We start from the raw sequence: 24,553 nt of genomic DNA on the forward strand, positions 1-24,553 counted from the left end.
TTAATAAAGCGCTAATGCTACAATGCCAAGCCAAGAAAGTTAATGAATCATGGAGCCTGTGTGCATTTATTGCCAATCTTTGATGTAACAGAAAAAATCGTTGCTGCGTTAAAACAATCCCCACAAGTTTTGCTTCATGCTCCCACTGGTGCAGGTAAATCCACGGCGCTTCCCCTTTATTTACTGGAGCAAAATTGCTTTGATGGCAAAATAATTTTATTAGAGCCAAGACGAATTGCTGCCAAAAGTATTGCTTATCGTTTAGCCAGTCAGCTAAATGAAGAAGTTGGCAATACGGTGGGGTATCGAATGAAAGCGGAAAGCAAAGTCAGCTCAAAAACTCGACTTGAAGTGGTAACAGAAGGGGTATTAAACCGTATGTTACAGCAAGATCCTTAGTTGGCTGGCGTAAGCCTTGTGATTTTAGATGAATTTCATGAACGCAGTTTACAGGCTGATTTAGCATTGGCTTTATTGCTCGATGTACAAATGGGATTACGTGATGATTTGCGTGTGTTGATTATGTCAGCAACATTGGATAATCAAAAGCTCACCGCATTATTACCTGATGCTCCTATGATCAGCGCTGAAGGCCGTAGCTATCCTGTAGAACGAGTCTATTTTCCTATCAATACACATCAACCCTTTGAGCAAGAAATTGCCACTATGGCTTTACGATTACTTGCGCAAGAATCGGGTTCCATGCTGATTTTCTTGCCGGGTAGTGCCGAAATCGTGCGTGTTGCTGACATTCTAAAAGATAAAGTGGATAACAATGTTTTGTTATTTCCTCTTTATGGTGCGCTTTCATTAGCTGAACAACAAAAAGCGATTGAACCCACAGAGAAAGGTTATCGGAAAGTCGTTCTTGCGACCAATATCGCAGAAACGAGTCTTACCATTGAAGGAATTCGTTTAGTCCTTGATAGTGCTATTGAAAAGCGCGCTCAATTTGATTTGAAAAGTGGTGTCACTAGCTTATTGCGTCAACGAACTAGTCAATCATCACAAACGCAAAGAGCTGGGCGAGCAGGGCGTCTTGAGGCAGGTATTTGCTGGCATTTAATAAGCCAAGAACAAGCAGAGCGCGTTGCTTCTCATCAATTGCCTGAAATATTAAGCAGTGATTTATCATCGTTATGGCTTTCTGTTTTGCAGTGGGGATGTCGTGATATTAATCAGTTGAACTGGTTGGATACACCAACACCACAAGCATTACATGCCGCTAAAGACTTATTGTATCGTTTGGGGGCGATAGATAAACAAGGTGGATTAACACCACGAGGTTCACGTATGGCGCAATGGGGCATTGAGCCTCGATTAGCCGCAATTTTGGATTATGCGAGTGAGCAAAGTGATAATCATCTTGTTACTGCCGCACGTCTATGTGCAATTTTAGAAGAGCCTCCAAGAGGACAAGAAATTAATCTAGAGTGGATTGCACAACAAAAGAATACCTTCTGGTCACGACGTGAAAAACAGCTCTCTCAACATCGAAAAGGAACGTTTTGCTCGGAATTGTTAGGTTCATTATTAGCGGTAGGATTTCCTGATAGGATTGCTAAAAATCGTGATAATCAAGGGCGTTTTCGTTTAGCAAATGGGCAAGGTGCTATGATGGATGACTCGCAATCTATGAGTAATGCACCGTGGATTTTAGCGCCATTATTACTGCAAAATGCACATTATGCTGATGTCCGTATTTTATTAGCTTTGCCTATTGATATTGATGAAATATCAGCTACCTTTCCTAAGCTTATTGAAAATAATACCACGGTTGAATGGGATGAAAAACGCGGTACGTTAGTTGCATGGCAACAACGTCAATTAGGGCGATTAACCTTAAGTCAGCGTCAACTCGACAAGCCCAATAAACAGCAAATGCAACAAGCGTTATTGAATTGGTTAAGAGAGAACGGCTTAAGTGCTTTAGCACTTAGTGAAGAGACTCAACAGTTTTTTATTCGTCTTTCTTTAGCGAAAAAGTGGTGCCCAGAAGCGTTATTGCCTGATTTAGAAGAAGCTGTGTTACTTGAAACGTTAGAAACATGGCTCTTACCTGAACTTGGAGAAGTTCAGACATTAAAAGCATTACAACAAATTGATATTAATACGATTATTAAAAATCAATTAACATGGCATGAAAATCAGTTGCTTCAAAGCTTATTTCCAACGCATTATTTGGCGCCGACAGGGACAAAAGTGATTATCAATTATGATTTGGAGTTGCCGCCTGTGATTGCTATTCGTATTCAAGAAGTTTATGGCGAACAACAAAGCCCTATTATTGCGAATGGTCAATTGCCTGTAGTCATGGAATTATTGTCACCAGCACATCGTCCTATCCAAAAAACACAAGATTTAGCCACGTTTTGGGCAGGAAGTTATAAAGAGGTGCAAAAAGAGATGAAAGGGCGCTATCCAAAGCATTTATGGCCTGATGATCCAGCGAATACGGCACCGACTCGGCGAGTAAAAAAATATAGCCAATAAATGAATATTAGTTTCACCCCAGATCAATATGCTCTAGTTTTATTCGTATTTGAGAGCTTTCTTGTGGGATCACACAGAAAAATAGCGACAATGTTAGGCTTCTTTATCCCGTGATAAAGGGGTTTTAATGAGAGATACAGTTCATGAGTAGAAAGAAAAGACCAGCGAAACAAACCAAAAGAGGTCGTTCTTGGTTTTGGTTATTTGTCAAAATCGCCATTGTGGTTGCGGTTTTAATGGGCATTTATGGTGTTTATTTACATTCTCAAATCAAAGAGCGTCTTGATGGCAATGTTTGGGAATTACCTGCTGCGGTTTACGGACGTACCGTTAACTTAGAACCGGGCATGAATTATAGCCAAAAAGAGATGGTGAGCTTACTTGAGGGTATGCAATACCGCAATGTTAACAAAATCACACGTCCTGGCGAGTTTGTGGTAAGAGGCAACACCATTGAAATGTTGCGCCGACCATTTGATTTCCCTGATGGTCGTGAAGAGCAAATCTTAGCTAAATTAGCCTTTGAGCAAAATTCACTTGTTAGTATCACTAACATGGATAATCAGCGCCAATTTGGCTTTTTCCGTCTTGATCCTAAGCTGATTACCATGATGCAATCTGCAAATGGTGAGCAACGTTTATTCTTAGCAAGAGACAAATTTCCACAGTTATTAGTGGATACGTTAATTGCAACAGAAGATCGTCGTTTCTATGAGCATGACGGTATCAGCCTGTATTCTATTGGTCGTGCTGTACTAGCGAATTTTACTGCGGGTAAAGCGGTTCAAGGCGGTAGTACGTTAACGCAACAGTTAGTGAAAAACCTATTTTTGACTAACGAAAGAACGCTAAAAAGAAAGCTTAATGAAGCCTATATGGCAATCATTATGGATGCGAGTTATAGCAAAGATCGCATTTTAGAGCTGTATCTTAACGAAGTCTTTTTAGGGCAAAGTGGTGATGAACAGATCCGTGGTTTCCCATTAGCTAGCCTTTATTATTTTGGTCGTCCCGTTGATGAACTAAGCCTTGATCAGCAAGCGCTTTTAGTGGGTATGGTTAAAGGTGCATCAGCTTATAACCCTTGGCGTAATCCAAAAGCGGCGTTAGAGCGTCGTAATGTAGTATTAAAACTGCTGGAAACCCAAGAGATAATCGACCAAGAGCTTTATAACGTGCTTAGTGCGCGTCCTTTAGGGGTGAAGCCACGTAGTGAAGCGTTAACGCCTCAACCTGCGTTTATGCAATTGGTTCGCCAAGAGTTACAAACAACCCTAGGCGATAAAGTAAAAGATTTATCGGGTACGAAAATCTTCACAACATTAGATCCTGTCTCGCAAGACGCGGCTGAAAAAGCGGTTGAAGTGGGTGTCGCTGATTTACGTAAAACACGTAAAATAGACGATCTTGAAGGGGCAATGGTGGTTGTTGACCGTTTAAGTGGTGAAGTTAGGGCGTTAGTAGGGGGCTCTCAACCACAATATGCGGGCTTTAACCGCGCATTATCAGCACGTCGTTCTATTGGCTCTCTGGCAAAACCTGCCACATATTTAACGGCATTAAGTGAGCCTGATCGTTTTCGTTTAAATACATGGCTTGCTGATGAACCTATTTCAGTGCCTATTCCGGGGAGTAAGCCTTGGCAACCCCGTAACTACGATCGCGGTTATAAAGGTAAATTAATGCTGGTGGATGCATTAGCAACCTCACGCAATATACCTACTGTAAATCTTGGTTTAGAAGTCGGATTAGATCGAGTAATTCAAACTTGGATTAACTTGGGCGCCCCAGCGGAAAATCTGGAAAAAGTACCCGCGATGCTATTAGGTGCATTAAACTTAACACCAATGGAAGTGGCTCAAACCTTCCAAACAATTGGTAGTTTAGGTAATCGTGCAAAACTATCATCATTGCGCTCTGTTATTGCCCAAGATGGTACAGTGCTTTATCAAAGTTATCCTCAAGCGGAAACCACTGTTTCACCTCAAGCGGCTTATATGACGCTATTTGGTATGCAGCAAGTGGTGAATTCAGGAACAGCATGGCGTGTATTAAAACCAAAATTTGGTAATTACAACCTTGCGGGTAAAACGGGTACCACTAACGATTTACGTGATAGTTGGTTTGCGGGGATTGACGGCAAAGAAGTGACGATTTCATGGATGGGACGTGACAATAATGGTCCAACGAACTTAACGGGTTCAACAGGGGCATTATTGCTGTATCGTAACTATTTAGAGAATCAGGCACCGTTGAAATTAAATCCACCAGCACCAGAAGATATCGCAGAGATGTCTGTTGATGCCCAAGGTAACTTTGCTTGTTATGGCGGTGGAGTGCGTACATTGCCAGTATGGACATCAAACCCAGATGGATTGTGTACGCCCGTTCAGCAAGATACCGATGAAAGTGGCGCGCCAAAGTGGTTACAAGATCTGTTTTCTGAGTAAGTCATCACGTAGGTTAGGTAAAATAAAAACGGCACGTAAGTGCCGTTTGTTTTTTGTTGCTATAGCGTAGTTATTTTGAGCAAGTTTAAGGTTAATATCAATTTGCATAGCCATCTCTTCATAGGTAATGCCTTGCTTTTTTAGCTCTAAGGTAATGATTTTTTTAATCTCATGCTCTTCTAGTGCAAATAGATTAAGTGATTTTTCAGGGTTGCATATCTCATTGAAATAACGATAGTTATTTGATTTTTGCTTAGAGTTTAATTCTAAGAATAGCCTTGTTTTTTCTTCAGCTGATAAATCATCGATTGTCTTCAAAATTTTATTAAGGCTCATTTTTGATACTTTGAGTCGTATTTTAAAGCCACTATGGCAATAAATGATTAAATTTAACACGAAAGTATCAAATATGACGCTTCGATTTGTGTTTTAAAGTCATTATGGCAACAATGGGTTGAATTTAATTCAAAGATGTCAAAAATGATACTTCTATTGATATTGGATAGGAAAAAGAAACCATAACCGCCCGTAAAACGGGTGTTTATGATTTAAGACGCTGACGCGACTTAAACTGGCTAAAGCCAATAATAAAAAGCCAGTCACTTCACAATTGTGAACTGACTGGCTTTTATAAAGGGATATTTAAACTAGCCTTTCATTTTTTCAAAAGCATATTCCGCCGCATCAATAGTGCGTTGAATATCTTCTTTTGTATGAGCGATAGACATAAAGCCCGCTTCAAATGCAGAAGGCGCAAGGTAGACGCGTTTTTCCAGCATTAAGTGGAAGAATTGTTTAAAGCGCTCGACATCACAATTCATCACATCTTGGTAGCAAGTGACTTCTTTCGCATCAGTAAAGAATAGGCCAAACATACCACCAACATGGTTGATAACCATTGGAATGCCTGCTTGTTGAGCTTTCTCAAGTAAACCGTCAGCTAGCATCGTTGTTAGCTCATCTAATGTTTGATGAACACCTGGCTGTGAAACTTCGTGTAAACACGCTAGACCTGCTGCCATTGCAATAGGGTTGCCTGATAAGGTTCCTGCTTGATAAACAGGGCCAATTGGCGCGAGTTTAGACATTACATCCATATGTCCGCCAAAAGCACCTACAGGCATACCGCCACCGATAATCTTACCAAGGCACGTTAAGTCAGGATCAACATCGTAATAGGCTTGTGCGCCACCTAATGCCACGCGAAAGCCTGTCATAACTTCATCAATAATCAGTAAAGCACCAAACTCATCACATAACGCACGTAAACCCGGTAAAAAGTCTGCTTTAGGTGGTACACAGTTCATATTGCCAGCAACGGGCTCCACGATGATACAAGCGACTTCTTCAGGATAGTTTTCAAATGCTTGGCGTACAGAGTTTAAGTCGTTGTAAGTGCAAGTTAAGGTGTGTTTGACAAAATCAGCAGGTACACCTGGTGAATTAGGTTGTCCCATAGTTAATGCGCCAGAGCCTGCTTTTACTAATAAGCAGTCAGCGTGACCGTGATAGCAACCTTCGAATTTGATGATTTTGTCACGTCCAGTATAGCCACGAGCAAGGCGAATGGCGCTCATTGTCGCTTCTGTGCCCGAGTTCACCATACGAACCATGTCCATTGATGGCACAAGTTCAGTGACTAGGTTTGCCATTTCAACTTCAGCGGCTGTTGGGGCACCAAAGCTTAAACCTTTTTGTACCGCATCAGTCACTGCATCGCGAATAGCAGGGTGGTTGTGTCCTAATACCATCGGTCCCCATGAGCCAACATAGTCAAGGTAAGCGCGTCCGTCGGCATCATAAATATACGCACCATTAGCACGTTCAATAAAAAGAGGGGTTCCACCTACACCGTTAAATGCTCTAACAGGTGAGTTGACACCGCCGGGGATCACTTGTTGTGCGAGATTATAAAGCGTTTCAGACTTGCTCATGTCAGACTCCTAATGATGGGTGAGCGTAAGATTAAGGCGTATTCTAAAGCACCGCGCAGATGAAGCCAAATACACGGCAACAAGATTTTGATTTATCACTGTTATTGTGAGTATGTGAATTATCGTAAAAAGCGATAGGTAGCAAAAAGTGTATTTTGTCCACAACAAACTTGAAGGTTATGAGCAGGTATTAGATAATCATCACATTATATCAGCAAGAAAGATAAATTTTTGCTGGCTGTTTTTTTGCTGGAATACCCAGTCTGGAGTGAACAATGAGTGATGATATGGCTCTGCCGTTACAATTTACTGACGCGGCTGCAAATAAAGTAAAAGATCTGATTGCAGATGAAGAAAATCCAAATCTGCGTTTACGTGTTTATATCACGGGTGGCGGTTGTAGCGGATTCCAGTATGGTTTTACCTTTGATGATGCAATGAACGAAGGCGATATGACCATAGAAAAACAAGGTGTTGCCTTAGTGGTTGATCCTATGAGCTTGCAGTATTTAGTGGGCGGTTGTGTGGATTATACCGAGGGGTTAGAGGGTTCGCGTTTCATTGTAACTAATCCTAATGCTAAGAGTACCTGTGGTTGCGGCTCTTCTTTTAGTATCTGATCCTTCTTTGGCGTCGTGGCTGTGCAGTAGTGCCACGGCGTTAGAGCAGTGCTCGTAATGCTCACATACTAATGTATGCTCCGCTTACTGCGCGCTGTCTGCCTTGTCGCACTGCTTGCTCGCTCACAACTTTTGTCTGTCGGTTAAAATTTTTTTCTCTTCTTTATTCTTTCTGAGCTTATTTCATAAAATCACTCATTCATTATTAGCGATGGCTTCGCAGATTTGCTGTGCTGCATTAATAATACGTGGTGAAGGGCGACTAAAACTGTCTTCATCAATAGCAATAACTGGAACAGTAAGCTGGGGTTGCCAAAATGTTTGTACGGTAGGTATTTGCTCTGCTTTACCACTGAATACAATCAAATCAGGTCGCTTTGTAAGTACTTGCTCACGATTTACTTGAGGCCAAGTGACAGGGCTATTAGCAAAGATATTCTCCCCACCACAAAGCGCTGTAATATGGCTCTGTAATGTGCGAGCTGATGTCGTAAATAAAGGTTGCATCCCAAACTGAATAAACACCTTTTTTTTAGGGTGATTCGATATATTTGATACATATTTTTGCTGTAACGCTTGATATTGCTGGCGCAATTGTTGGGCATTTTTTAATGCTATATCAGGATGATGGCTATAATTGGAAAGAGTAACGAGATCGTCTGCGATTTCTTCAATACTTTGTGGATCAGAATAAATGATAGAAATACCCAAAGCTTTTAATTGATCTAATGAACGTTGTGGATTACCGCCTTGCCATGCAATCACTAAATCAGGCTTTAATAATAGAATGCGCTCTATATTAATACCCTGCCAATTGGCAACTTGTTCAATATTTTTAGCATCCTCTGGATAATCAGAGTAAGCACTAACTCCGACAATATTATCACCCATACCTGCGGCATAAGCCATTTCAGTGGCAGATGGTGATAGTGTAATAACACGATCAGCGGGCGTGATAGCAATGGCGAAATTGAACCAAAATAATGAACAGAGTAATAACCCAAAATTGATAAATAAACGCATTACATTTCCAATAGTAAAAAATACCCACCTATTTTTTATCTTAGAATAAGCAAAAAATAAAGGCGGGATATTGATAAAGCAATATTAGAATTATCTCGACTTAATTAGTCTTTTAATTTATCCAACATCGCTGTCACCATTAAGCTTGATTGTTCTGCAGCAACAGATAAAAATTCATCAAAACTTAAGTGCGATTCTTTATCGGCTACATCAGAAATAGCACGAACAACAACAAATGGTGTGCCAAACTGATGGCAAACATGGCCAATCGCGGTTGATTCCATTTCTACGGCTGCAACATCTGGGAATGTGCGACGAATACGGGCTAAAGGTTCAGCGCCATTAATAAATGCATCACCACTACAAATTAAACCGCGAACAGCATTTAATTTTAGCGATTCAATACATTCTTCTGCTATTTGAACAAGTTTGGGTTCAGCAATAAAAGCAGGAGGACATTGTGCCATTTGACCAGGTTCATAACCAAACGCAGTAACATCTGCATCGTGATAGCGAACTTCCGTTGAAACAACGATATCACCGACATTTAATCTTGAGTCTAAGCCACCCGCAGAGCCAGTATTGATAACGACATCAGGACGAAAATGCTCAAGTAATAATGTTGTACCAATCGCTGCTGCAACTTTACCAATACCTGATTTTAATAATGCAACATCAACACCGTTGATTGTGCCTGTATAGATTTCACAGCCGCCACGAGATAAGATTTGGCAATCTTCAATTTTCTCACGCAGAAGTGTGACTTCTTGCTCCATTGCACCTATTACGCCAACTCTCATTGTGTCATACTCACTTGTAGGTTAATAATAAATAGAAATTTAAATAGAGTTTAACATCTATCGGAAAAACACGATATAACACAAAGAATAGAGAATTCGTTTCATCGAAACCAGAAAGAGGACAGAAATGATCGATTTTAAGCTGAAGTTAAATTATCAACGCAAATATAACAGCAGTGATATCGATATTAACGATGAAATACAGGTTTCTCGTCAATTTGAAAGTGATCGTGGACGTATTATTAACTCAGCTGCTATTCGTCGTTTACAACAAAAAACGCAAGTCTTTCCCCTAGAGCAAAATTCTGCTGTACGTAGCCGTCTTACTCATTCTCTTGAAGTTCAACAAATTGGGCGTTATATCGCTAAACAGATTATTGGCGAATTAAAGAAACAAAATAAGCTTGAAGAATATGGTTTAAGTGATCGTATTGATAGTTTAGAAAGCTTAATTGAGATGGCGTGCTTAATGCATGATATTGGTAACCCGCCTTTTGGACATTTTGGTGAAGCCGCGATTAAGCATTGGTTTCAAAAAGTATTATCACCAGAGGCGACAGCCGAATTCGATAGTTGTCCTTTTATTCCTATGCAGTATTCAGCTAAAGTGCAATTAAATGAATTGCGACAAACTTTACGCCAAGATTTATGTCAATTTGAAGGGAATGCTCAAGCGATTCGAATGGCGCATCATCTGCTTAAATTGAATTTAACCTATGCTCAAATAGGTTGTGTATTGAAATATACCCGTCCTGCTTATTGGCAAGGGGAAGTGCCTAAAGAATATAGCTATTTAATGAAAAAACCGGGGTATTACTGGTCTGAATTAGCATTCGTAAAAGAAGTGCAAGAAAAATTAGATATGGGAGAATTTTGTCGCTTTCCTCTCACTTATATTATGGAAGCGGCTGACGACATCTCTTATTGCATTGCGGATTTAGATGATGCGGTAGAAAAGGGGATTTTTGATATCAACCGCCTTGTTCAGCTTTTACGAGATGCATGGCGTGAAAATGGTGATGTGATTGAAGGTGATTTATTCGATATTACTGTGAATCGTGCTTATAAAAAAGTCGATCAAAATGAAGCCAAACGCAGTATGCAAGACCAGTTTTTTATGTATTTACGAGTTTATATTACTGGAAAATTAGTGCCTTATACGGCGTACCGTTTTATAAAAAACCTTCCCCAAGTTTATGAAGGGAGCTTTAATCATGCCTTGCTTGAAGGAAATAGTGCGGAGCATCGTTTATTAACGACATTAAAAAGTGTCGCTAAAAAATGGGTATTTAGCCATCCTGAAGTTGAAGAGCTTGAAATGAAAGGATATCGTGTAATCAGTGGATTACTTGATATCTATAAGCCCTTGCTTTTATTATCAACTGAAGATTTTTTAAGATTGCATAAATATAATGAACATCCTAAATATGTAATTGAGACGCGTTTATATCATAAGCTTTCTGTTAAACATAAACTGGCTTATAACGAGATGTTAGAAAAGCTAGATGATATAAATTCTGAAAAAGGAAAGATTTTAGAGTTTTATTATCGAACAAGATTAATTCAAGATTATATCAGTGGAATGACCGATCATTATGCTTATGAAGAATATAGGAAATTAATGGTTTGTGATTAATTTATAATCATTAAGAGAAACGCTATCTAATTGATTGGTGATAATTTTTAGACTTTTCTTAGTGATAATAAAGATTTATTAAAATAACAGAAAATAGATGTTATTAATTGTAAATATATTCAATATAAAAGTTATATATAATATTTGTTAGTTATAGAACAATATAAAATCCATAAAACAAGTATCTTAGGTTGTTATCATTAAAAGTTTTCTCAATTTAACAAAAATATTGCTTATATCAGTTAAGTAAATAACTTGTTCGATGTTATACTCTCCCCATGTTTTCTTCTGAAATGCATAGTCATTCATGTAACGCTGAAAAACATACAGCGTATTCTAAAACGATGTCATTTCACTGTTAATCCGTCATTGATACTTAATTTAATACTATGGTGCAGTTTTATTCCCCTAAAAAACGTCCTGTGAAAAAACAGGCAACAACTCTGGAAGTGACCGCCAGTGCATTGGATGCAAATGGTCAAGGTATTGCTCATGCTGAGGGCAAAACGATTTTTGTAAAAGGATTACTCCCACAAGAAACTGCTCGTATTCGTTTAACAGAAGAAAAGCGCCAGTTTGCTAAAGGCGAGGTTATTAAGCGTTTGACTACCAGCGAACAGCGTATAGCGCCTCATTGTGAATATTATGAGCGTTGTGGTGGTTGTCAGCAGCAGCATGTACCTATTGCGCTACAACGTACAACAAAAGCAGGTGTGTTATCGCACCTTATTAAGCGTGAAACGGGTGTAATTATTTCAGCCGAGCCTGTGATTGCGGGAGCCGAATATGGCTATCGCCGTAGAGCAAGATTGGGATTACGTTATCAACCCGAAAAAGGGTTGGTGATGGGTTTTCGCCAAGAGCGCTCTAATGATTTGGTCATGATAAAAAAATGCCCAGTATTAAAGCCACAGCTAAATGATTTATTGTCTCCTCTTTGGACATGCCTTAAAAATTTAACATCAGTACGTGATTTAGGGCATGTTGAAATGGTGCTCGCTGATAATGGACCGCTGGTTATTTTACGCCATTTATCGCCATTGCTTGAGAGTGATAAACAGAGTTTGAGTGATTTCTCTCAAACTCATCAAGTTACGATGTATCTTGCAGGTGATAATAGCGAGATAGCACGATTAACTTCAATTGAGAAGGAACCCTTCTATCAAATAGAAGGTCTTAATTTACGTTTTGCACCCACTGATTTTATTCAAGTGAATGATGAAATAAATCCTAAGATGGTTGCTCAGGCCATTGAGTGGCTTGATTTATCGCCAGAAGATCGCGTGTTAGATCTGTTTTGTGGTATGGGGAATTTTACTTTGCCTATTGCAAAACGTGTCAGTGAAGTGGTGGGTATAGAAGGTGTGCCCGCACTGGTTGAAATGGCGAAAAAAAATGCAGAACTAAACCAATTAGGTAATGCGTATTTTTGGCATGCAGATTTATCGTCTGATTTTTCTGCGATGCCGTGGTCGAAAGAAGGGTTTAACAAAGTATTGTTAGATCCTGCAAGAGCAGGGGCTTTGGAGGTAATGTCACATATTGTGAAGTTATCCGCAGAAAAAATCGTGTATGTCTCCTGTAATCCGACCACGTTAGCCAGAGATAGTAAGATATTATTAGATTCTGGATATCAGCTTACTGGTTTAAAAATGTTGGATATGTTTCCACAAACGGGTCATCTGGAATCAATGGCACTGTTTAGTCGAAAATAAATTTAGTCGAAAATAAACAGTTAGCCAGTAAATAAGTCGCAAATAAGATTTATACCGTGTAGGGAGAGAATATGGTTGCAGTAAGAAGTGCTCACTTAACACCTGCAGGAGAGTTTGCTGTTGATAAATGGGTCAACAGCTTGAACTTAACCCATGTCAATGCGGGTAGTGAAATCATGCAAACCTGGGAATACTGCCATCGTACTGTTCAAGGGCATGAAGATGCCGAACTGCTATTGTGGCGTGGTGTTGAAATGGTTGAGCTTCTTTCGACATTAAGCATGGACAAAGACAGCATGAGGGCAGCGCTTCTTTTCCCACTTGCTGAAGAAAATCTTATTGATCAGGAAATCGTTACTGAACATTTTGGTGATGCGATTTGGAGCTTAGTTCGTGGTGTAATGGAAATGGACGCCATACGCCAGTTAAAAGCAACGCATACCAATGAAACAAGTTCTGTTCAGGTGGATAATGTTCGCCGTATGTTGTTGTCTATGGTGGAAGATTTCCGTTGTGTGGTCATCAAACTTTCAGAGCGTATAGCCCATTTACGAGAAGTGAAAGATGCCACAGAAGATGAGCGCGTACTGGCTGCAAAAGAGTGTTTTAATATTTATGCACCATTAGCTAACCGATTGGGTATTGGACAATTAAAATGGGAATTAGAAGATTTCTGTTTCCGTTATCTTCATCCTGATGAATACAAGAAAATAGCCAGCTTGCTTCATGAGCGTCGTATCGACCGCGAACAGTATATTGATAATTTTGTCAGTACAGTACGCGGTTATATGAAAGAAGAGAATGTTGATGTAGATATTTATGGTCGTCCCAAACATATCTATAGTATCTGGCGCAAAATGAAGAAAAAGAATCTTGCATTTGATGAGCTGTTTGATGTGAGAGCGGTGCGTATAGTCGTAGAACGTCTTCAAGATTGTTATGCCGCATTAGGTATTGTGCATACTCATTTCCGCCATTTACCCGATGAATTTGATGATTACGTTGCAAATCCAAAGCCAAATGGTTACCAATCTATTCATACCGTTGTTTTAGGGCCTGAAGGTAAAACGGTTGAAATTCAAATTCGTACTCGACAAATGCATGAAGATGCTGAATTGGGTGTGGCTGCGCACTGGAAATATAAAGAAGGTGCAACAGGCGCTGCGACGAAAGGTGGTACAGGCAGCTATGAAAACCGCATTGCATGGTTACGTAAACTGATTGCATGGCAAGAAGAGATGGCGGATTCTGGCGAAATGCTGGATGAAGTTCGTAGCCAAGTCTTTGATGACAGGGTTTATGTCTTTACGCCAAAAGGTGATGTTGTTGATTTACCGGCAGGTTCAACACCGCTTGATTTTGCTTATCATATCCATAGTGATGTGGGGCATCGTTGTATTGGGGCAAAAATTGGCGGACGTATTGTGCCATTTAGCTATCAATTACAAATGGGCGACCAAATTGAAGTTATTACGCAAAAACATCCAAATCCAAGTCGCGATTGGTTAAATCCTAACTTAGGTTATGTCACGACAAGCCGTGGACGTGCGAAAATTCACAATTGGTTCCGTAAGCAAGATCGCGATAAAAATATTCTTGCGGGGCGTCAGATCTTAGATAACGAATTGGCGCATATGGATATCAACATGAAAGAAGCAGAAAAACTGCTGATCGCACGTTATAACGTTCATAGTGTTGATGAAGTATTAGCAGGTATTGGTGTCGGTGATATTCGAATCAATCAGTTGGTAAACTTTATTCAAAGTCGATTGAATAAAGCCACAGCAGAAGATGAAGATAAAGAAGCACTGCGGACACTCGAAAACAAAACGCCAGCACCAAGAACCACTGGTTCGAGTGGAAGTATTGTTGTCGAAGGTGTGGGTAACTTAATGCACCATATTGCACGTTGTTGCCAGCCTATTCCGGGTGACAATATTGTCGGTTTTATTACTAAAGGTCGTGGTATTTCGATTCATCGTGCTGACTGTGAGCAACTGGCTGAATTACTTTCTCATGCACCAGAGCGTATTGTTGATGCGGTATGGGGAGAGAATTATTCCAGTGGTTATTCATTGGTAGTACGTGTTGTAGCGAATGATCGTAGTGGATTATTACGCGATATCACGACAATTTTAGCCAATGAAAAAGTAAACGTACTTGGTGTGAGTAGTCGTAGCGATGTGAAGCAACAAATTGCGACAATCGATATGAATATTGAGATTTATAATCTCCAAGTATTAGGTCGTATTTTGGCAAAACTTAATCAGTTGCCTGATGTGATAGAGGCGAAACGCTTTTCTCACTAAACTATTAAAATGATAAGATGCCGAGACAACTGTTCTCGGCATTTTTTTATCTAAAAATCAGAAAATCTGTATATTTAGTTAGTAATTTAATTGCTAGGGTTTATTTAAAATAAATATGGCTTTAAATAAAAGGGATCTAGTAGATAGATATGAAGATAACTAAACAATACTATATTAAGAATATGTGTTGGGGATGGTTTATTGGCGCTCTATTTTTATACTCTTGCTTAGAGTATGAGTTGAAGTATGAAAGTCTAATATTGTTAATTAGTATTGCTGGTATTGGATTATATCCGTTGGCTAAATGGGGGATTGAATATTTTTTTCTTCAATTTACTACTAGAGAATTTTGGAATCGAGGACTATTTTTAGATACAGCTGGTAAAGCTGGTGGTTTAGCTTTATATAGTTTCATCGTGTTTTTATTATCTATACCAATTACAATAATTTTTATATTATTTGTGTTAGTGAAAAGGTTGTTCCTCTAAATAAACAACCTTTAAAGTATTAATTAAATACCAATCAAATTATTGGCTTTTTCAATTAAGTCGTTATCAATCAATGCCCCAATACTTGCTATAAGCAATCCATATCCTAATATCCCTATGGGACCACCTAGAAGTACACTAAATGTAAATCCTGCTACAGATGTAGCCGCCATTCCTACAAATATAGTCTCTGCTTTAACAAAAAATGGACGCCAATTATCTGTTTCTGTTGCTTTTATTAACTCTATCGATAGATCTTTGACGTCAAGAGCTTTACTCACAAAAAACATACCTTTACTAAATTTTTTTAATTTTTGAGCTATATCATCGAGTTTGATCGATTCCAATGCAGTTGCAATAGCTTTACGATCTTTGGCATTAATTCTTCTATTAATATCCGCTTTGTATTTTTCGTAAGCTTTTAGCGCATCATCAACGTTACGTATAGTTTTTCCTCTGGTTTGTTGTGCTAAAGACTCCGCTAATTTCCTTGCTTTATCACCATAAGCATTAAACACTTCTTTATAAAAATCAGCCGTAAACTTTACTGAATCATGCAACAGATTAAATTCATCGTTTGTTTGTTCTTTTTTATTTGCTTGTTGAGCTAAAATATCAGCAATTTGGAAATTGCGATGTGTAAACGTCATATTATTATGGAAATCTTGGCATGCGGATTTAAAATCTTGTTCTCTAATATATTTTTGCATCTCAGGAAAATTATTTATATTGTCTGCGCCTTTATCTGTATATAAGGCATGTAAGGCTAATCGTACTGAGGGTAGCCAGCGGGAATATTCCCCAAATTTTTCACCTATATTTTGTAACATAGGATCTGGATGAGGACTAAAATGAATATCAAAGAGAAAACCATTTATATAGTTCATTTTTTGGTAAAACATTCTACTTAGATTTAGATCTGTTTCAAATATACGACCTATATTTTCATTATTTAATGGAATATTGTTTTCTTTCATATTCAATAATAGTAATGGAGAGCTTTCATTAAACTCGTTTGATCTATGCATTAAAGCACGGCCATAAGGTCGCATTCTTAATGCTTTTTTTAATGCTAATTCGGTTTTCTGTTTTAAGTAAGATTTACATTCATTTTTAAACTCAGGGCAATTTTTCTTTCCGCAAACAGGGCATTCTTGTTTTTTATCCTGTATAAAATTATTACAAATAATATTTGTAGCTTGATTAAAAGAAAAACCATTATTAAAAGCATACTCAGGAATATAAGCACTATGTGGCGTTACAGTTAATGAACTAAATTGAATTATATTTTCACTCATTTTATTAATCCTTTGATAAAAATGACGTATTTATATGGTGTTGAAAAGTAGATTTATAGCGAGGAGTATATTTGTAAATAACAAATTCATAGTTCAATTTAAAATGTCATTATTCTTTCAAAAAAGTTATTTTTAAGATCTTGAGCTTGAAATGATAAGATGCCGAGACAACTGTTCTCGGCATTTTTTTATCTAAAAACGTGTTAGGTAGAATAAAGCTAACTCTTATTTAAAAGGCAATATGATGTCAGAAAATCGTGAAATCTTTCGTTTATTAGAAATTATGGCGCAGCTACGTGATCCTAATACTGGATGTGAATGGGATAAAGTGCAGACTTTTGACACTATCGCACCTTATACATTAGAAGAAACCTATGAAGTGTTAGATGCTATTGCTCGTAAAGATTTTTCTGATTTAAAAGAAGAGTTGGGTGATTTGCTTTATCAAGTTGTTTTTTATTCACGAATGGCAAAAGAGCAAAATTTATTTGATTTTAATGATGTCTGCGAAGCTATTAGCAATAAATTAGAACGTCGCCATCCTCATATTTTTGCATCTGAAAGTGACAATAATTTAGCTACAGAAAAGCATCGTTGGGAAAAACTCAAAGCCCAAGAGCGTGAAGCCAAAGATCAATTTTCTCTGTTAGACGATATTCCTGCTACTTTGCCTGCCTTAATGAAAGCAGAAAAAATTCAAAAGCGTTGTGCTTCAGTGGGGTTCGATTGGAATGAACTAGAGCCTGTTTTAGGTAAAGTTTATGAAGAAATTGATGAAGTGATGGCTGAAGTGAAAAAAGAGCCTCAAGATGCTTCTCGAGTTGAAGATGAACTGGGTGACTTACTGTTTTCTGTGGTGAATTTATCGCGCCATTTAAAACAGAAACCGGAGCAAGCATTAAATCGAGCTTGTCGAAAATTCGAACAACGCTTTCGTTTTGTTGAAAAAATGCTCTCAGAAGAAGGTATAGGCATAGAAAATGCCTCATTGGAAGATATGGAGATCTGTTGGCAGAAAGCAAAAAGACAACAGGTTGAGTGAATTGTGACACGCAAATTAACGTCAACGTGACATAAAGTGCGATAAAAATAGTCTATAACATCTCGTTTTTTCAGCTATTTTTATAAAAATATTTAAAAAGCGAAATTATAAAAGGTAATTTCGTTTTTTTGTTTTTGGGTAATTTAAAATCTCGCAGTTACATTTTATTGCATTAAAAATGTGATTAACCTCAAAAAAATTAAAAGCATGATCATAAGCAAAAGATCTCGCTATAAACCTGCTACACTTAATATCGTGAAAAAAATAAAGCATCTCTTGTTTAAAAGTGATATCTTAGCTGAAAGGATTAAGCTAAAATGCTTGAGAAATATTTTCACGGGTTTAGTTAATTGAATTTTTACTGTTTTTTCGTGTTTAAACGGATAAGTGGCGTGATGAAAAAGAACTTTATACTACTAAGAATGTTTGTAGCGAAAATAAGGTTCGGGTATACTGTGTTCCCGTCCAGTTATATCCATCATCCTAATACACCTAAACTTTCAGGTTCAGCATGAAAACGAATTATATTTTTGTGACCGGCGGGGTCGTATCCTCTCTGGGTAAAGGCATTGCCGCAGCCTCTCTGGCGGCTATACTCGAAGCCCGTGGACTCAATGTCACCATGATGAAGTTGGATCCGTATATCAACGTCGATCCAGGTACTATGAGCCCAATTCAGCACGGGGAAGTCTTCGTCACTGACGATGGTGCTGAAACTGATCTCGACTTAGGACACTATGAGCGCTTTATTCGCACGAAAATGACTCGTCGTAATAACTTCACGACAGGTCGCGTATACTCTGAAGTATTACGCAAAGAGCGTCGTGGTGACTATCTTGGGGCTACAATTCAAGTTATTCCTCATATCACTAATGAAATCAAAGAACGTATCATCCGTGGCGGTGAAGGTCATGATGTCGTTTTAGTTGAAGTCGGCGGGACAGTTGGTGATATCGAATCTTTACCATTTTTAGAAGCGATTCGCCAAATGGCAGCAGAAGTGGGTCGTGAGCACACATTCTACTTGCATTTAACTTTGGTGCCTTATTTAGCCGCTTCTGGTGAAGTGAAAACCAAACCAACTCAGCATTCTGTAAAAGAGTTACTGTCGATCGGTATCCAGCCTGATGCGTTGATTTGCCGTTCAGACCGCGTTATTCCTGCAAACGAACGTGCCAAAATTGCACTGTTCTGTAATGTGCCAGAAAAAGCGGTTATTTCATTAAAAGACGTCGATTCCATTTATAAAATCCCTGCACTATTGAAATCACAGGGATTAGATGATTATATCTGTAAACGATTCAGCTTAGATTGCCCAGTTGCAAATCTTGCAGAGTGGGAACAAGTTATTTACGAAGAAGCTAATCCTGAAGGCGAAGTGACCATTGGTATGGTGGGTAAATATGTCGAATTACCAGACGCCTATAAATCAGTGATTGAAGCGTTAAAACATGGCGGTTTCAAAAGCCGTGTTGCAGTAAATATCAAATTGATTGATGCACAAGATGTTGAAACCCGTGGCGCTGATATGCTTAAAGGGTTAGATGCAATCTTAGTACCAGGCGGTTTTGGTGAACGTGGCGTTGAAGGCAAAATTATGGCCGCTCAATTTGCCCGTGAAAATAAAATCCCTTACTTGGGCATTTGCTTAGGTATGCAGGTTGCTATGATTGAGTTTGCTCGTAATGTTGCCAATATGGCAGATGCGAACTCCACTGAATTTGCACCAGATTGTAAATATCCAGTCATTGCGTTAATCACAGAATGGCGTGATGAAGACGGTAATGTCGAAGTGCGTTCAGAAGACAGTGATTTAGGTGGCACGATGCGCCTTGGTGCTCAGCCTTGCCATTTAAGTGGTGATAGCTTAGTACGTACTCTGTATGGTAAAAACACCATTACAGAACGCCATCGTCACCGTTATGAAGTGAATAATCTGCTATTAAAACGTATCGAAGATGCGGGTTTACGTATCGCAGGTCGTTCAGTAGATAACAAGCTGGTGGAAATTATTGAAAATCCAAACCACCCTTGGTTTGTTGCTTGTCAGTTCCACCCAGAGTTTACCTCAACGCCGCGTGACGGCCATCCGTTATTTGCAGGCTTTGTGAAAGCAGCCTTTGATAACCAAAAAGGTCTGCTGAAATAGGATATATGAGAAGAGATAGGGTATCTCTTCTCGGAAATTTAACTTGTACAGAGGAAAACCGAATGTCCAAAATCGTTAAAGTACTTGGTCGTGAAATTATTGATTCTCGTGGCAACCCAACAGTTGAAGCAGAAGTTCACTTAGAAGGTGGTTTTGTTGGTATGGCGGCTGCTCCATCAGGCGCATCAACAGGTTCTCGCGAAGCTTTAGAATTACGTGATGGTGATAAATCACGTTTCTTAGGTAAAGGTGTTCTGAAAGCGGTTGCTGCTGTTAATGGTCCAATCGCTAAAGCGATCCTTGGCCAGGATGCAAAAGACCAAGCTAACATCGATAAAATCATGATCGATTTAGACGGTACTGAAAACAAATCAAACTTTGGTGCAAACGCAATCCTAGCGGTTTCTTTAGCAAACGCAAAAGCGGCTGCTGCTGCAAAAGGTATGCCTTTGTACGAGCACATTTCTGATCTGAACGGTACTCACGGTCAATATTCTATGCCTCTGCCAATGATGAACATCATCAATGGTGGTGAGCACGCAGATAACAACGTTGATATCCAAGAATTCATGATCCAACCAGTTGGCGCACCGACTCTGAAAGAAGCTGTGCGTATGGGTTCAGAAATCTTCCATCACTTAGCTAAAGTGCTGAAAGCAAAAGGTATGAACACTGCAGTGGGTGACGAAGGTGGTTATGCACCAAACTTAGAATCTAACGCTGCTGCATTAGCTGCTATCAAAGAAGCAGTTGAGAAAGCGGGTTACGTTTTAGGTAAAGACGTTACTCTGGCTATGGACTGTGCAGCTTCTGAGTTCTACAACAATGAAACTGGTAACTACGAACTGAAAGGCGAAGGTAAAACCTTCACTTCACAAGAGTTCACTCATTACTTAGAAGAACTGACTAAACAATACCCAATCGTTTCTATCGAAGATGGTTTAAACGAATCTGACTGGGATGGTTTCGCATACCAAACTAAAGTTCTTGGTGACAAAATCCAACTGGTTGGTGACGACCTGTTTGTAACTAACACTAAGATCCTGAAAGAAGGTATCGATAAAGGCATCGCTAACTCAATTCTGATCAAATTCAACCAAATCGGTTCACTGACAGAAACTTTAGCAGCAATCAAAATGGCGAAAGATGCTGGCTACACAGCAGTTATCTCTCACCGTTCTGGTGAAACTGAAGATGCAACTATCGCTGACTTAGCAGTGGGTACAGCAGCAGGCCAAATCAAAACGGGTTCAATGAGCCGTTCTGACCGTGTTGCTAAATACAACCAACTGATCCGTATCGAAGAAGCATTAGGTAATAAAGCGCCTTTCAACGGTCTGAAAGAAGTTAAAGGCCAAGCATAATCGCTTATTTGATTAGAAAATCTAATTGATTCTAAATGGGTAAACCTGATGTTTACCCATTTTTTTTGCCTAAATATAAAAAAAATAAAATTACCGCTGCCTTTAAACGATCAAAAAGTGTGATGCATAAGAGATAATAGTGTTCAATTATTACTCTTTTATTAATAAATTGGTTAATTCTCGTGGATGAGATCCCAATTATCGCTTTTGCGCATTTTCAATGGTGCGAAATGTTTTTATATTTCACATATAACCTATTTCGTTAACAATTCAAGCTTAGTGAACCTAATGTTCACATCAGTTAATGTGGAGTATTATCATGGACGCGTCCAATTTAGCCCCATCGGCAAAATCAAGCCCGATAAATAAGAGAGGGTTAATTATTCTAGCAATAGATGTTGTTTTGCTACTGCTATTGTTAGAGTTTTTACCTTATGATCCAAAGGCTAATGCTGGCCTAGCATTAATGGTATTTGTAGGGGTACTATGGCTAACTGAAGCTATTCATGTAACGATCACGGCATTATTCATTCCTATTTTAGCCGTTGTACTTGGGCTAATGAATACCAATGAGTCATTAAAATCATTTGCTAACCCTATCATTTTCTTGTTCTTTGGTGGATTTGCTTTAGCGACAGCACTTCATATTCAAGGGTTAGATCGCTTAATTGCTAACCGCTTACTAATGATTGCAAAAGGTAAACTTTCAGTCGCGGTATTACTGTTATTTGGCGTTACTGCATTACTCTCCATGTGGATCAGTAACACTGCAACAGCAGCAATGATGCTCCCTTTAGTCTTAGGTATTTTATCTAACTTAGATATTCGTTCAGAGCGTAATACTTTTGTATTCGTATTATTAGGTGTGGCTTATAGTGCCAGTATTGGTGGTTTAGGTACGTTGGTTGGTAGCCCTCCAAATGCGATTGCCGCAGCTCAACTGAACTTAGATTTTATTACATGGATGAAGTACGGTATTCCAATCATGTTGGTGCTATTGCCTATCATGTTTATTGTGATGTACCTGATGCTACGTCCTAACTTAAAACACAAATTTGACTTAAAACTAGAAGTGTTAGAGTGGAATAACAAACGTGTTATCACCATGATTATCTTCTTAGTTACCGTATTTTGCTGGATCTTCAGCTCTTTCATCAGCAGTGCTTTTGGTGGTGTAAAAGATTTAGATACAGTTATTGCTGTGAGCGCGGCCATTGTTATTGGTGTAACTGGTGTCGCAAGTTGGAGTCAAATACAAGAAAACACAGAGTGGGGCGTATTAATGCTGTTTGGTGGTGGTTTAACGCTGAGCGCAATTTTACAGTCTTCTGGTGCAAGCCTTGTTATGGCTGACTTTATGAAAGATACTTTCGGTAATAGCCATTGGTTTGTGATTATTCTTGCCGTGACCACCTTTATCATCGTATTAACTGAATTTACCAGTAACACAGCAAGTGCCGCATTGTTAGTGCCAATCTTTGCAACAGTAGCACAAGCATTAGGCATGCCTGTAATGGCGTTAACAATGATTATCGGTATCGGTGCATCTTGTGCATTTATGTTGCCTGTTGCAACCCCACCAAATGCGATTGTCTTTGGTTCAGGTTACATTAAACAAACTGAAATGGTACGTGTTGGTGGTGTACTAAACTTAGTGTGTATCTTTGTTATCTCTCTGTTTGCTTGGTTCTTCTGGCTGTAAGTGAATACGCTGAATTAATCAGGTAGAGTTAAAAAAACAAGGCGCTTGATAAGTTAATATCAGGCGCTTTTTTATTGGTAATAAAAAAGCCATCGACATTTATCACCTGTAAGGTATTAAACATATCGATGGCTTTTAAAGAAGCATAAAACAGAGACGATATTAATTATTTAGTATAAAGCGTGAGTTGTGTACCCGGTTTTAACATCTTAATGTCGGCGTTCCAACTCATTAATAATTTAAGATTAATGCCGTGACGGCGGGCAATACTGTAATAAGAGTCACCTTGGCGTACTTTATAGTAGCTTGGTGAAGGTTTTGTTGGTTTCGTTGTCGTGGTATTACTGACACTACCTGCATTATGAATTTTTAATGTTTGACCAACCAGTAATGTGCTCTTTGCATTCAATCCATTAATACGCTGTAAGTCTTTTACACTCATATTGTAGCGACGAGCAATAGCGTAAAACGAATCTCCTGAACGAACCTTATAAACGCCTTCTTGCTTAATAGATTGATTCGTTTTGGCAACAGCCAAGCGAATAGTTTCTAATACAGCTTCATCTTCAAAAGCGTTACGGAATTGGTCAAGCTTATTGCGAGGCAACATAATGACATGAGGGCCATTCGGTGCGGTTATTCCACGCTTATAGCCGGGGTTATAATCTTTTACTGTATTAATAGGTAACTGACTTAATTCAGCGACTTTATTTAACGTGATTTGCTCGCCGACATCAAATGAGGCTAACGCTTTATCTCGGTAGTTACTTTTTGGAAAAGTAATGGTTTCTTCGTTTTCACGAATAACTTTGCTCAATGCTAGAATTTTAGGAACATAATTCATAGTTTCTTTGGGTAAAGAAAGCGACCAATAGTCTGTTGGTAAATTCTTACTTTCATTTGCCTTTATTGCTTGCATAACACGGCCTTCACCTGCGTTATAAGCAGCAAGGGCAAGTGCCCAATCACTATCAAACATCACATAAAGGCGCTCAAGTAAATCAAGGGCAGCTTTAGTTGATGCCATAACATCACGACGACCGTCATACCATTGGTTTTGTGCCAAACCATAGTAATTACCGGTTATTGGTACAAATTGCCATAAACCTGCGGCATTTGCAGAAGAGGTAACATGGGGATTAAACGCACTTTCAACGACAGGAACAAGTGCAAGTTCCATCGGTAATTCACGCTTTTCAATTTCATCAATAATCGAATACATATAAGGTTCAGCACGAGAAGCAACACTCTGTATATGTTTGGGATTATTTAAAAAATATAATTCTTGCTGCGAGATCCTTTCATTTTCAGGGAGATCCATTTTCAATTCACTTACCACATAACCCCATAAATTGGTTTTTACATCATATTGAGGTTGGTGAGAAGTTGAAGTCCCTTTCGTTGATGTTGGTGTGATCGCAGACAAATTAGGTTTAATGTTCTCCGATTGCTGGCAACCCGCCAAGAGCAATATGGAGAACAAAATCGCTTTTGTCTTCATAATAGAAAAATTCATCCTGTGTGTTTTTT

At 38.9% G+C, this 24,553-nt stretch carries 16 protein-coding genes and 1 pseudogene; 11 read left to right on the plus strand and 6 right to left on the minus strand.

Going from position 1 to position 24,553, the window contains the following annotated elements:
• The first annotated feature begins 60 nt into the window (after positions 1-60).
• Positions 61-2,493, plus strand: a pseudogene (gene hrpB / locus ACNART_RS05330) (ATP-dependent helicase HrpB).
• A 143-nt stretch (positions 2,494-2,636) separates the two neighbouring features.
• Positions 2,637-4,943 carry a bifunctional glycosyl transferase/transpeptidase gene (mrcB, locus tag ACNART_RS05335; protein ID WP_109371560.1) on the plus strand — a complete coding sequence of 769 codons (2,307 nt, stop codon included), beginning with the start codon at positions 2,637-2,639 and terminating at the stop codon, positions 4,941-4,943.
• Here mrcB and ACNART_RS05340 read toward each other — a convergent pair.
• Together ACNART_RS05340 and hemL are read right to left on the minus strand one after the other, a co-directional pair.
• Positions 4,920-5,279, minus strand: coding sequence for a hypothetical protein (locus tag ACNART_RS05340; RefSeq protein ID WP_198619409.1), 360 nt, complete (start codon positions 5,277-5,279; stop codon positions 4,920-4,922). The genes mrcB and ACNART_RS05340 overlap by 24 nt on opposite strands.
• Before the next feature lie 311 nt (positions 5,280-5,590).
• Positions 5,591-6,877 carry a glutamate-1-semialdehyde 2,1-aminomutase gene (gene hemL, locus ACNART_RS05345; protein WP_198619410.1) on the minus strand — a complete coding sequence of 429 codons (1,287 nt, stop codon included), beginning with the start codon at positions 6,875-6,877 and terminating at the stop codon, positions 5,591-5,593.
• Positions 6,878-7,152: 275 nt separating this feature from the next.
• On the opposite strand from hemL, the gene erpA reads away from it, so the two are divergent.
• Complete coding sequence (gene erpA / locus ACNART_RS05350; protein ID WP_006534944.1) at positions 7,153-7,497, plus strand: iron-sulfur cluster insertion protein ErpA; 345 nt, start codon at positions 7,153-7,155, stop codon at positions 7,495-7,497.
• Between the two features lie 195 nt (positions 7,498-7,692).
• Here the strand turns inward: erpA and btuF are convergent, their stop codons facing one another.
• Positions 7,693-8,520 carry a vitamin B12 ABC transporter substrate-binding protein BtuF gene (gene btuF, locus ACNART_RS05355; protein ID WP_198630213.1) on the minus strand — a complete coding sequence of 276 codons (828 nt, stop codon included), beginning with the start codon at positions 8,518-8,520 and terminating at the stop codon, positions 7,693-7,695.
• Between the two features lie 104 nt (positions 8,521-8,624).
• A complete protein-coding gene (gene mtnN, locus ACNART_RS05360) occupies positions 8,625-9,320 on the minus strand; it encodes a 5'-methylthioadenosine/S-adenosylhomocysteine nucleosidase (RefSeq protein WP_109371548.1) in 696 nt (231 codons plus the stop codon).
• Positions 9,321-9,447: 127 nt separating this feature from the next.
• Between mtnN and dgt the strand changes: the two genes are divergently transcribed.
• The 4 genes from dgt to ACNART_RS05380 all read left to right on the plus strand — a co-directional run bounded on the left by dgt (position 9,448) and on the right by ACNART_RS05380 (position 15,468).
• Positions 9,448-10,956, plus strand: a complete 1,509-nt coding sequence (dgt, locus tag ACNART_RS05365; protein WP_198619413.1) for a dGTPase — start codon at positions 9,448-9,450, stop codon at positions 10,954-10,956.
• Positions 10,957-11,345: 389 nt separating this feature from the next.
• Entirely contained in the window at positions 11,346-12,671 is a 1,326-nt protein-coding gene (gene rlmD / locus ACNART_RS05370) for a 23S rRNA (uracil(1939)-C(5))-methyltransferase RlmD (protein WP_368927315.1), read from the plus strand.
• Between the two features lie 71 nt (positions 12,672-12,742).
• Positions 12,743-14,980, plus strand: a complete 2,238-nt coding sequence (gene relA, locus ACNART_RS05375; protein ID WP_368927314.1) for a GTP diphosphokinase — start codon at positions 12,743-12,745, stop codon at positions 14,978-14,980.
• Positions 14,981-15,129: 149 nt separating this feature from the next.
• Positions 15,130-15,468 (plus strand): colicin E1 family microcin immunity protein, encoded by a 339-nt coding sequence (locus tag ACNART_RS05380; protein WP_232799376.1) that lies wholly within the window; start codon positions 15,130-15,132, stop codon positions 15,466-15,468.
• A gap of 23 nt (positions 15,469-15,491) precedes the next feature.
• Here the strand turns inward: ACNART_RS05380 and ACNART_RS05385 are convergent, their stop codons facing one another.
• Positions 15,492-16,766 (minus strand): colicin-like pore-forming protein, encoded by a 1,275-nt coding sequence (locus ACNART_RS05385; RefSeq protein WP_232806236.1) that lies wholly within the window; start codon positions 16,764-16,766, stop codon positions 15,492-15,494.
• Between the two features lie 244 nt (positions 16,767-17,010).
• On the opposite strand from ACNART_RS05385, the gene mazG reads away from it, so the two are divergent.
• The 4 genes from mazG to ACNART_RS05405 all read left to right on the plus strand — a co-directional run bounded on the left by mazG (position 17,011) and on the right by ACNART_RS05405 (position 23,023).
• Positions 17,011-17,808, plus strand: coding sequence for a nucleoside triphosphate pyrophosphohydrolase (gene mazG / locus ACNART_RS05390; protein WP_368927311.1), 798 nt, complete (start codon positions 17,011-17,013; stop codon positions 17,806-17,808).
• A gap of 511 nt (positions 17,809-18,319) precedes the next feature.
• Entirely contained in the window at positions 18,320-19,957 is a 1,638-nt protein-coding gene (gene pyrG / locus ACNART_RS05395) for a glutamine hydrolyzing CTP synthase (RefSeq protein ID WP_109371536.1), read from the plus strand.
• Between the two features lie 62 nt (positions 19,958-20,019).
• Positions 20,020-21,321 carry a phosphopyruvate hydratase gene (gene eno / locus ACNART_RS05400; protein WP_036911952.1) on the plus strand — a complete coding sequence of 434 codons (1,302 nt, stop codon included), beginning with the start codon at positions 20,020-20,022 and terminating at the stop codon, positions 21,319-21,321.
• Positions 21,322-21,640: 319 nt separating this feature from the next.
• A complete protein-coding gene (locus ACNART_RS05405) occupies positions 21,641-23,023 on the plus strand; it encodes an SLC13 family permease (protein ID WP_109371534.1) in 1,383 nt (460 codons plus the stop codon).
• A 166-nt stretch (positions 23,024-23,189) separates the two neighbouring features.
• Here the strand turns inward: ACNART_RS05405 and mltD are convergent, their stop codons facing one another.
• Entirely contained in the window at positions 23,190-24,524 is a 1,335-nt protein-coding gene (mltD, locus tag ACNART_RS05410) for a murein transglycosylase D (RefSeq protein WP_109371532.1), read from the minus strand.
• Between the last annotated feature and the right edge of the window lie 29 nt (positions 24,525-24,553).

The sequence above is a fragment of the Proteus sp. LHD240705 genome, assembly GCF_047921555.1.
Taxonomy (GTDB): Bacteria; Pseudomonadota; Gammaproteobacteria; order Enterobacterales; family Enterobacteriaceae; genus Proteus.

What these genes read in the sequence shown, in the direction of transcription:
- relA (WP_368927314.1), top strand. Translation starts at nt 12,743, where the DNA reads ATGGTTGCAGTAAGAAGTGCTCACTTAACACCTGCAGGAGAGTTTGCT.
- ACNART_RS05385 (WP_232806236.1), bottom strand. Translation starts at nt 16,766, where the DNA reads ATGAGTGAAAATATAATTCAATTTAGTTCATTAACTGTAACGCCACAT.
- eno (WP_036911952.1), top strand. Translation starts at nt 20,020, where the DNA reads ATGTCCAAAATCGTTAAAGTACTTGGTCGTGAAATTATTGATTCTCGT.
- rlmD (WP_368927315.1), top strand. Translation starts at nt 11,346, where the DNA reads ATGGTGCAGTTTTATTCCCCTAAAAAACGTCCTGTGAAAAAACAGGCA.
- pyrG (WP_109371536.1), top strand. Translation starts at nt 18,320, where the DNA reads ATGAAAACGAATTATATTTTTGTGACCGGCGGGGTCGTATCCTCTCTG.
- ACNART_RS05380 (WP_232799376.1), top strand. Translation starts at nt 15,130, where the DNA reads ATGAAGATAACTAAACAATACTATATTAAGAATATGTGTTGGGGATGG.
- dgt (WP_198619413.1), top strand. Translation starts at nt 9,448, where the DNA reads ATGATCGATTTTAAGCTGAAGTTAAATTATCAACGCAAATATAACAGC.
- mazG (WP_368927311.1), top strand. Translation starts at nt 17,011, where the DNA reads ATGTCAGAAAATCGTGAAATCTTTCGTTTATTAGAAATTATGGCGCAG.
- mltD (WP_109371532.1), bottom strand. Translation starts at nt 24,524, where the DNA reads ATGAAGACAAAAGCGATTTTGTTCTCCATATTGCTCTTGGCGGGTTGC.
- hemL (WP_198619410.1), bottom strand. Translation starts at nt 6,877, where the DNA reads ATGAGCAAGTCTGAAACGCTTTATAATCTCGCACAACAAGTGATCCCC.
- erpA (WP_006534944.1), top strand. Translation starts at nt 7,153, where the DNA reads ATGAGTGATGATATGGCTCTGCCGTTACAATTTACTGACGCGGCTGCA.
- mrcB (WP_109371560.1), top strand. Translation starts at nt 2,637, where the DNA reads ATGAGTAGAAAGAAAAGACCAGCGAAACAAACCAAAAGAGGTCGTTCT.
- btuF (WP_198630213.1), bottom strand. Translation starts at nt 8,520, where the DNA reads ATGCGTTTATTTATCAATTTTGGGTTATTACTCTGTTCATTATTTTGG.
- ACNART_RS05340 (WP_198619409.1), bottom strand. Translation starts at nt 5,279, where the DNA reads ATGAGCCTTAATAAAATTTTGAAGACAATCGATGATTTATCAGCTGAA.
- mtnN (WP_109371548.1), bottom strand. Translation starts at nt 9,320, where the DNA reads ATGAGAGTTGGCGTAATAGGTGCAATGGAGCAAGAAGTCACACTTCTG.
- ACNART_RS05405 (WP_109371534.1), top strand. Translation starts at nt 21,641, where the DNA reads ATGGACGCGTCCAATTTAGCCCCATCGGCAAAATCAAGCCCGATAAAT.